Source organism: Chlamydiales bacterium (assembly GCA_031292375.1).
GTDB lineage: Bacteria > Chlamydiota > Chlamydiia > Chlamydiales > VFKH01 > JARLHF01.
Genome location: JARLHF010000061.1, coordinates 32,204 through 42,327, shown reverse-complemented (window position 1 = coordinate 42,327; position 10,124 = coordinate 32,204). Strand labels below are relative to the sequence as shown.

Sequence of the window (10,124 nt, the reverse complement as noted above, 5' to 3'; positions counted from 1 at the left end):
TTGTTAAAATTGTCTTTTTTGACATCTTTATCGTTAAATTTTTCAACCATATGTTCACATATGCTTGAAAAATTTATCAATAAATCTACTCAAAAAATTTCAATTTTTCTAAGCAAAGCTAATTATGCAAGAAGTCTATTTACTCATGTGTTACATTGGTTGTAGAGGACAATTCATAACCTAAATAATAACTATTTATCGAGATAGCATTTTTTACATCTTTAAAGTCTACAATTTCTGGCTGACTAGAGTCATTATATCTTACCCATTCACCCTTATCATTCTTGCTGTAGTTAATGTAATGCCCGTTGTCTATTGATCCAGCACCGTTGTGGCAAATTGCAGATGAAAGAACATATTTTTTTATTTGTGTTTGGATCATTTTATTATCCTGCTCTTTATAGATAGGAATGGTAAGTGTAGCTTCATCCTCTTTAAAAACAGGAATTGGAAAGTCAAGCCTTTTACTAGTATTTGCTTCCATACAGTAGTGCATACGTGCTATTTGAACCAAAAGTGTTTCTGGTATTGCGTTTTCAGTGAAATATTGATGTTGTTCTCCATCTACATATATCTGGACATCATTACCATCTTTTTGTTCTGTCCCAATATGTATTTGGTTTTTGTTCTCATTGTTAAAGTGAGAAGTATGAAGATTTTCTAAAAGATCTTCCATTGTTTTGATATGCTCTTCAAGATATTCACCCTTATCCTCTATGCTAGGTAAGTGTAATTCAATGGTTGCGCGATATTCTTGCGGTTCTAAGTCTGCACTCCAACTTTTTACGGATGTAAGTTTGTATGTATCAATAACTTGAGTTACTGTCTCATTTTTTCCTGTATGAGCTTCTTCAAAGGTATTTATTAGATGACGGATAAGCTCTTCAGGATCCTGCTGAGAACCTAAATCATATGGCCAACCCGTTGATTGAATCAGTGTGTATAGTGTTTCTAGATATTTTCTTTCAATGGGTACTTGACGCCGTAAGCGATCAATGGTGGCAGCTAAGTGCTTTTGTAATTTATTTGCAAGGCCTTGCTTAAGGCGCTGTTCTATGTTCTCTGAGTCTACGTTAATAGGTATTGTAAGTAACTTGTCAAAGTGTTTTAGGCGAGCAATTAGCCAAAGAGATGCATTCATATAGCAAGTAGCACCTAAATTACCAAGTGAAGACATCTTCTTACTTGTATCTACTTTTGTAAGGTCTCCAGTAAGAGAAAGTAAGTTTTCATTAAGTTCAGAAGAATTTAACACTAAAAGCATGTTGATATTTTGGATTGTGTTATCATGCTTGGAATTTGGATGAATGTAGTCTAATACGTGTTTAATAAATGATAAAGAATCAGAAATATCAATATCAGATTCTTTCAAGACCCTTTGAAGATCGACTAAATCTTCTTTGCTAACTGCCTGGTTTGTTCTTAATTTTAATGTAAGATTTGCAAGGTGTTTGAGGACTGCAACTTTCAGCGTATATTCTACTAGTGTTGGGAAGTGAGTATGGGCTTCTTTAATACTTTTAACAGGAGCGTTTAGATTAAAACCATTAAGATTTAGAGGGTCAAAAATATTGTTACAAATTGGGTTGTCACGTACAAATAAAAGTATCTGCATTAGAATTCTTTGATCCCTATCTAATCCTTCTGGAGGGTCTTCTGTATAACTGTCAGTTAATTTTGGTGTATCTACAATCTTGGCTGAAATCCTAGATATGTTAGGAATTTTTAAGTCCTTTTTGAAAATTTCATAGCATGCTCGTATTGCCTTGATAAGAGGAGTACTCTCATTTGTAAAATTAGAGCTAATATAAAGTAGAATATTAATAGGGTGATTCGTGGATGTTTCTCTTGAGCCTGGTAAATTACGCCACATATCTCTTAGAGGATATAAATCATCATTGTTAATTTCTTCACCTCTTCTCATTTTGTTAACAAGTTTTAGATAGTGAGCACGGAAAGCTTGTATTTCAGATTTAAATTCTAAGTAGTTGCAGTATTCAGAGAGAGATGCATTGTCAGGGATGGTATACCTGAAATTACTTTTGAAAAGAAGCTCGCACATATCATCAGATCTACTTGTGATTGTAAGAGAATCCCAAAGAGCTTGGCCATCGTGAGGTAAATAGGGAGTAGGCTTTTGTAAAGCGTTATTAGTGTTTTTTTCCAACTTTTCTAAAGGAGCTTCTGAGGGCATTGACTGTTGTAAAATAGATTTTAAAGTCTTCTGGTCTGAAGAAAATAAATCGCCAAGAGCAGCTAGCATTCTAGTTTTATTTGTAATGGATTCAGCAAATGGTAAGTGTTCTTCTCTAATTAGCTCCCATAGTTGTTTTAAAGCCATTAATTCATCAGCAGATACTTCCTTATTTTCTCTTATTTTATTAACTAGGAATCGTATATGAGCATGCAACAAAGGAGCTGCAGATTTGAGTTTAAGTTGACGACATAGAAAAACGCCCTCATTTTCGTGTGGCTCTTGTTGCAGGGCCTTGTAAGGTGGTTTTATAATGAGCAAGGCCTGGCGGTTTGTGCTTATGAATAATAGTGTATCCCAAAAAAGACGAAAGTCGTAAGTTAAAATAGGTGATCGAGGAGTGTTTTGAGGATCAAATGTACATGGATTTGCTATTTTAGTAGCTCTGTCGTTAATTTTTAATGACAAAAGAGAGGAACTTATAGCTTTTTGAAGTATAGGTTTTAAGTCTGTAGGGGATTTAAAGAAAAAGCTGCCAAGGCACAAAATAAAGTCTGTGTTGCTTCTTAGGTCTTTTCCTATTAGTTGATCTATTCCAAGAAAGAAGAAGAGCTTTTTAAAACGATCAAGTTCTTGGCTTGTAATATTTCCATTTTGTCTTATTTTATTAGCTAGATGGGTGAGTACGCCTCGAAATGCCGATACATGTGCATTGTACTGGGCACTGCGACAATAATAGTCAAAATCATTTTCTTGCTCATGTTGCTCATGTGCAGGCATATTGTTGAGATCGGCTTGCAAAATACAATTATCGCTGTCAATGGTTTGTGCTATAGATAAAAGAGTTTCATAACATATTTTATTTAGTTTATTCCCTTTAAAGTCTGTTTGAGCCTCTATAACCCTGTTTTCTGGAAGAGGTATCAATTCAACAGGTTTTTGTTCACCTTGCGGTAATTGAAATAGCATCCAGCTATCAATAAAAGGTTTGAATACTTCAAGATCTACTTGAAAGAATCGACAAAAAGAGATAAGAGGATCTATTGTGTTAGGGTATCCACATATTTTAATATCAAGTTGGTTGCATAGCTCTTTAAAGGCATTCATCTCCGTTTTTGTAATAGGTAGCTGACTTCTTACTTTGTGAACAAGCGTTGTCAAATGGGTACAAAAAGCATTAAAGTAAGCATTGTGTTGCATGTGCGTAACAGAATGTTCTTGATCTTCTTCGAGTTGTTCTCTATTTGTGAAGGCATTAAAGCAGGTAGCACTTTTACTTATAAAAGATATCATTAGGTAGAGCGTTTTTTCTTCACCAGTAAGATGTTGTGGAGGTGTAAATTCTATGTTGTCATCTTCTGCACAAGGAAGATTGGGATTGGATGTAGGAGTAATATTGAGAATAGTAATATCTCTATCAATAGATAGCTTTATAAAGGGTTTAAGAGCATCCAAATCTATTTGGAGAAGGTTGCCAATGGCTTCAAATATTTTTGTGGTATTTGGAGGAAGATATGTTTGATTCAATGTCTTTAAAAGGTGTTGAAGGTATTTTACATGGTTAACTTTTACAGAAATTGTAGAATCTCCACCCCTCATAAAATGAATAATTGCATAGAGTTGCTTTTTAAAAGAATTTAAAGGTTCAATAAGCGGATTGTCTTTTTTAGTAAGAAATGCATTAAAAAAGTCATTTTCTGCAATAATTTTTAAAGTATTTAAAAGACTTATCTGATTAGGGGCTATACCCTCTATTTCTTTTAGCTCATTTATACTTACTCCAATATGGAGATTGTCTGGAGGACAAAGTATTACTGTATCCTCATCGTCTATGGAAGTTGGGGCTGGTAATACAATTCTTGAGGAAAATAGGCGAAAGAGAGACTCAAAGCTTTGTCTTACCCAGAGAATGATTCGACCAAGCCAAGAACTTTTTTCAATCATTGAGTTAGATTTGTGAGGAATGGGATGTAAATTAAAAGAATGAACAGAGTTTACCCCAAACATAATTAATCTTTTGTTAAGTTATATATGAATGCGGTATTGTAATTAAGTATTATAAAGATTAGTTAAAGGGGATTAATTTTCTTGGTAGAAACTAACTCATAGCCCAAATAATAGCCATTTGTTGAAATGTCTTGTTTTGCTTCTTCAAAATTTACGATTTTTGGCTCATTCGAATCATTATGCCGTACCCAGTTGCCTTTAACATCTTTTGAGTAGTTAATGTAGTGTCCAGAATTTGCTGAGTTTCCTCCCCAGTGACACACGGCAGATGAGAGGGCGTATGTTTTATCCTCTGTATGGATCATCTTACCATTTTGTTCTTTATAGACGGGGATTGTAAGAGTTGCACCTTGTTCTGTAAAAATGGGGAGTTCAAAAGTTAGTTTACCGCTTTTAAAATCGCGGTTGAATCCTCCTTCCGTCCAAAAACGTTTTGTTTGTAGTAAGAGAGTGTCGGGCGTTCTACCTTCAGTAAAATGGCTTATTAGCTTTCCATCTACCAATTCTCCATTATCAAGTTTTATTCGCTCGTCCTTTGTAAGTATTTGAACTTGAAAATTTTGTATAATTTTTTCCATGCTTGTAAGCTCACTGTCAAGTTCTTCACGATTTTTGGTAGGTAGTGGTAATGATATAGCTATTTCAGGGCTTGAAAGAGTGAAAGAAAGCGGATCCCAGTCTTTTTCAGCTGTGAATCGGTATGTATCAATAACTTGATCGGCATTAAAGACCTTTCCTGTATAAGCCTCTGCAAAGAGGTTGATGAGAGATTCAATAAATTCTTGAGGGTCTTGTTGATCCCCTCTATCATGGTGCCAGCCCGTTAGTTGGAGTAATTCAAATAAGGTATCTAGCTGTTTTCTTGTAACTTCAGTGCCGCGTCGTAAACGGTCAATGATAGCTGCAAGATGTTGTTGTAATTTTATTGTAAGGGAATGTTGGATGTATAGATGAATGTCGTTGGCAGTAGCTGTTGCTAAATTTAACTCTTTAGAAGGAATAAGCGTTTTAAGAGGTCTGTCAAAATGTTTTAGGCGAGCTAGCATCCAAAGAGAGGCATTCATATAGCAAGTACAAGATAGGTTATTAAGGCTTAGCATCTGTACATTTGCATCTGCTGGTGCAAGACTATCAACTGAAAGTAAGCGTCCACTTCCTTCAAGGGATTGTAATTTTAAAAGTTCTTGCATAACAGTAACTTGCTCAAAGATAGGATCTCCCTCCCGGTCTTTCCCAACATAAATAGGAAATGTTTGTTTAGCATTAAAATCGGGATGAAAATAGTCTAACAAGTCTGTAATTAGGGTTGTAGATGCAGCATTTATATTACTCGATTCGAGAGCGTTTTGTAGGGTGGCAAGGTCCTCTTTGCTAATGGGCTCATTTCTTCTTAGTTTTGTAATAACAGCTATAAGGTGAGAGCGAGTGGCTTTTTTCTCTGTATTTGCAGCCTGTTTTTGAAACCAAATAGCTGTCTCGTCAATGTTTGTAACTTCTTTTGGAAGATCAATACATTTAGGATACTCTAAAAGCTTATCAATAATAGGATTGCGGCTCATTAATAAAAGTGATTCTAAAAGTAGGGATTGTTCGTTGTTTAAACCTTGCGGGGGGGATTGAGAATAGGGCTCACTTGAGATCCGTTTATATTGTCCCTTTTTTACGGATAGGACTTTTAAGTCACTTGTATAAGTTTCAACTTGTTTTTTTAAGAGATCCCCAAGTGCGCGCATATCCATTGTTAAACCAGATTCAATTGAGGATAGAATTGCAATGGGCGATGGAGGTGTTGTTGGTAATCCTTGAGATTTTATCCATAAGTTTTCTAGAGTACTTATTTCTTCTTTGCTAATCGTTTGTTGTAGTCTTATTTTATTGATAATAGCAAAGTATTGAGAGTGAAAGAGGTTGATTATAGATTGAATTTTTAAGTTATTGCAGTATTCAAGAAGGGATTGATTTTCATCAACAACCTTGTTGGGTTCACTTGGCAATAGAATGTCAGTTCTACTGGCAATTGAGAGGGATTTCCAAAGATTTCTTTGAAGAGAGGAGGCAAACTGAGAAGGGGGTTGTGGTGCATTTTCGATTTTTTCTTCTAGGTTTGGAGGCATTGGAAGGCAATTGGCTGTAAAAGCAAGAGTGCAATGCTGAAGTAGTGGACTTAATTCTTTTACAGGTCTTGAAAAGAAATTGCCAAGGCGTGCAATGACGTCTACCACATCGAGATTATTGTCTATGACGATGTTGAGGTTTTGACATAATTGTTTGAGCGTGCTTAGTTCTTCTTTTGAAATAGGTGTTGGAGGATGTTCTCTGAGCTTGTATACAAGTGCTGTTAAATGGGTGCAAAGGGCGCGAAGATAGGCGTTATGTTGCATTGCATGTGTATATTGCTCTGGATTGCTACTGTCTAGACTTACTTGTTGCGGGTTTAGGAAGGCATTACAGAAGGAAGAACTTTTGCTTATGAATAGAAGTGATTGATGGAGCAATTCTTCTACATTAAGTAATCTATTGGGTATTTTTGGAACGGTACTGTAGTCTTCAGGTATCTCTGAAGTAAAATTGGGATTCTCAGGAGTAGGAGAGATATTTAGTTTGGTAATATCATCAGTAATCGATTGCTCTAGAGTAGGAATAAGGAGGGAAAAGTCTACTTGAAAGAGTGTTCCAATGCTTGTAACGATTTCTTCAGCACTTTTGGGAGCTTTTTTATCTAGACCTTGAAAAAGAGTTTGCAGACGCATGATCTGTGAATTGGGGATAGTTTCAGTAGGATCTTGGCGTTTTATAAAAGAAATAGTCTCTAAAAGTTGTTGTCTAAAAGCATTTAATTTTTCAAAATCTATTAATTTTTCAATTTTTTCAGGTTCTGTTGAGGGCTCAAATAAAAAATTTACAAATTCAATGGGTCTATCTTCTTCTCTTTGTTCTACTTGTAGGGCTACATCGAAAAGAGGATTTTCTGCAATCATCTTTAAAGCATCCCTTAGACTTTTTTGATCAGGTGGTTCTGTATAAGCATTGCCTGTGGGAGGAAGGGGTGGTGGAAGAGGAAGTGGAGGAGGAAGTTGTCTTGGATGAGAGGGAATACTTCGGCTAAAAATATGAAAGAGAGATCCAAAGGCGCTTCCTATCCATCGGAAGATACGACCGAGCCAAGAGGAAGTGCGTGGCTTTGGCAAGTTAGGTCCTTGAGAAAAATTTGCCTTAAAGGGCTGAATAGGATTAGTGCTGCTCATAATTTAAGTATTTACTATCATTAGGTATATAATTCAATGAAATGTAGTGTAGCTGATTTATATTAAGAAGAGTTAAAGTTAAAAAATGGAATGTAAAATATGGATTTAATAAAAGAAAGTTTTATGGAAGTAGCAGATGATGTCATCAAGCAGCAAAAGATAAAGTTATTAAAAGAGGCTGAGCGTTTTATTCCCAACATTACAGAAGAGGATCTTTTGCAGCCAAATGATTATCCAGAACTTGAATATAATCCTCAATTTCGTCACGAGGAAGGAATTCTGGAAGGTATGCTTACCCTTCGGATGGCGCTTATTGCTTATACAGAATAAATGCCTTGTATTTTTTTCATTTTGTGGGTAAGCTTGCTCTTTTTTAATCTACTATTGAACCCTTGGGAATTATACCATGAAAAAAAATATCCATCCTGCTTACAGAGATGTTCTTTTTATAGATTCTTCTACTGGCCATAAGTTTGTCTGTGGAAGCACATTAAAGACTGATAAAGTAGAGAAATTTGAAGGAAAAGAATATCCTGCATATTATGCATCAGTTTCTTCAGCATCTCATCCTTTCTTTACAGGTAGCAATAAGTTTGTTGACTCTGAGGGACGCGTAGACAAGTTTTTAAAGCGTTATGCAGCAGCTACTAAAAAAAGAGAGGAGAGTGATCAAGAATCTGCGTCTGATCAAAAAGAAGCCCCAGCAAAAGGCGCAGCAGCTGCAAAAAAGAAAAAAAAGAGCTAAGCATTGAAAGAAAAGATCGAAAGGCTTGCATCAAGGCTTGCTGAATGCGAAGAGGCTTTAGGAAAGCCCGAAGTCCTGTCTGATCAGAAAAACTATCGTCTTTTAGCGACGGAACATGCTTATCTCTCTGAAGTTGTCGCAACATGGAAGCTCTTGCTTGCAAAGCAAAATAGTTTGCAAGAAAATAGGGAGCTTTTAAAGCATGAAACTGATCAAGAGTTTGTAGAGCTCTTAAGAGAAGAGATAGAGGCCTCTGAAAAAGAGATTGTGCAAATGGAAACTCAGTTGCAGCATCTTCTTGTCCCTCCAGACCCTAATGATAATAGAGATACAATCGTTGAAATCAGAGCAGGAACGGGTGGTGATGAGGCGGCTCTTTTTGTGGGCGATGTGGTACGTATGTATCAGTATTATGCAACTAAAAAGGGTTGGAAATTGGAGACTCTCTCAGCCTCGCCTTCCGAGGTGGGTGGCTTCAAAGAATACGTAATGGTTCTTTCTGGCCCAAACGTCTATCGATTTATGCGTCATGAGGGTGGCACACATAGGGTTCAAAGGGTTCCTGCAACTGAAACGCAAGGAAGAGTACACACATCTGCAATTACGGTTGCCGTCCTTCTTGAGCCTGGTGCTGAGGAAGATTTCGAACTTGACGAAAAAGATCTTCGTATAGATACCTACAGATCATCAGGAGCAGGTGGTCAGCACGTTAATACAACAGACTCAGCAGTAAGAGTGACACACATCCCAACAGGACTTGTTTCTTATTGTCAGGAAGAGAGAAGTCAGCATAAGAATAAAGATAAAGCTATGCGTCTTTTAAAGGCTAAGATTGTTGAAGCAGAGCATGCAAAAAAACAAGCAGATATTGCCAATGAAAGATCGACACAAGTTGGCTCTGGTGATCGCTCAGAGCGTATTCGCACCTATAACTTCTCTCAAAATAGAGTGACAGACCATCGCATTAATTTGACACTTTACAACTTGAATCTTGTAATGGAAGGTGAGCTAGATGATATCACAAGCGCCCTTGTAAGCCATTATAATCAGAAAAAATTAGAAGCAATTTAGAGTGAAAACAATTGCAGATATTCTTCAGTTATCGACAAAGTATCTAGAAGAGAAGGGATTTGTAAATCCAAGACGAGAAGCAGATGAACTTGTGAGTTGTGCCCTTGGACTTAAGCGATTGCAACTCTATCTAGATTACCAAAAGCCCCTAACAGAAGAAGAGCTTTCTAGGTGTCGTCATTTTTTAAAGCGCAGGAGTACTCATGAGCCTATTGCATATATACAGGGTTATGTCGACTTTTATGATTGCAAAATTGAGGTAAACTCTTCTGTTCTTATTCCAAGACAAGAAACAGAAATTTTGGTGGATAAAATTGCCTTAGACATCAAAAAGCGAGGACTTGAAAATAGTTCTATTTTGGATCTATGTACAGGCTCTGGCTGTATTGCTATTGCACTTAAAAACAGGTTTAAAACTGCAACGGTTTATGCATTAGACATTTCGGCAGATGCGCTTGAAGTTGCAAAGCGCAATGCACAAAAAAATGGTGTTAACATCCAGTTTATTCATGCAGATTTTTTGGAAAATTTTTCTGAAACAGTAGATCTTATCATTTGTAATCCTCCTTATGTTTCTGAAGCGGAGTTTTCTGCTTTAGATGAAAGCGTTGTGAACTTTGAGCCTAAGGGTGCACTTGTAGGAGGCCTAACTGGTCTTGAGTTTTACGAAAAGCTTGCAAAAGAGGCTTTAGCACATATGCCCTCTGGTGGCATCATTGCATTAGAGATAGGTTGTAGCCAAGGCCCGGCAGTTAGGAGCTTATTTGAGAGGGAAGGCTGGCAAGACATCCAAGTAGAACAAGACTGGTCTCAAAGGGATCGGTTCTTGAGTGGTTCAAAGAGTTGAAACGGAGGGCTATGT

General features: G+C 36.7%; 5 protein-coding genes and 1 pseudogene. 4 read left to right on the top strand and 2 right to left on the bottom strand.

Going from position 1 to position 10,124, the window contains the following annotated elements:
* Positions 1-139 precede the first annotated feature (139 nt).
* Entirely contained in the window at positions 140-4,201 is a 4,062-nt protein-coding gene (locus P4L16_07735) for a hypothetical protein (protein ID MDR3625011.1), read from the bottom strand.
* A gap of 62 nt (positions 4,202-4,263) precedes the next feature.
* Positions 4,264-7,446, bottom strand: coding sequence for a hypothetical protein (locus P4L16_07730; GenBank protein MDR3625010.1), 3,183 nt, complete (start codon positions 7,444-7,446; stop codon positions 4,264-4,266).
* A gap of 99 nt (positions 7,447-7,545) precedes the next feature.
* On the opposite strand from P4L16_07730, the gene P4L16_07725 reads away from it, so the two are divergent.
* From P4L16_07725 to prmC, 4 genes and pseudogenes are all read left to right on the top strand, one after another.
* Entirely contained in the window at positions 7,546-7,776 is a 231-nt protein-coding gene (locus P4L16_07725) for a hypothetical protein (protein MDR3625009.1), read from the top strand.
* 76 nt (positions 7,777-7,852) lie between these two features.
* A pseudogene (locus P4L16_07720) lies at positions 7,853-8,086 on the top strand (type B 50S ribosomal protein L31).
* Between the two features lie 120 nt (positions 8,087-8,206).
* Positions 8,207-9,262: a peptide chain release factor 1 gene (gene prfA, locus P4L16_07715; protein MDR3625008.1), complete on the top strand. Its 1,056-nt coding sequence runs from the start codon at positions 8,207-8,209 to the stop codon at positions 9,260-9,262.
* A 1-nt stretch (position 9,263) separates the two neighbouring features.
* Positions 9,264-10,109 (top strand): peptide chain release factor N(5)-glutamine methyltransferase, encoded by an 846-nt coding sequence (gene prmC, locus P4L16_07710; GenBank protein ID MDR3625007.1) that lies wholly within the window; start codon positions 9,264-9,266, stop codon positions 10,107-10,109.
* Positions 10,110-10,124: the final 15 nt, after the last annotated feature.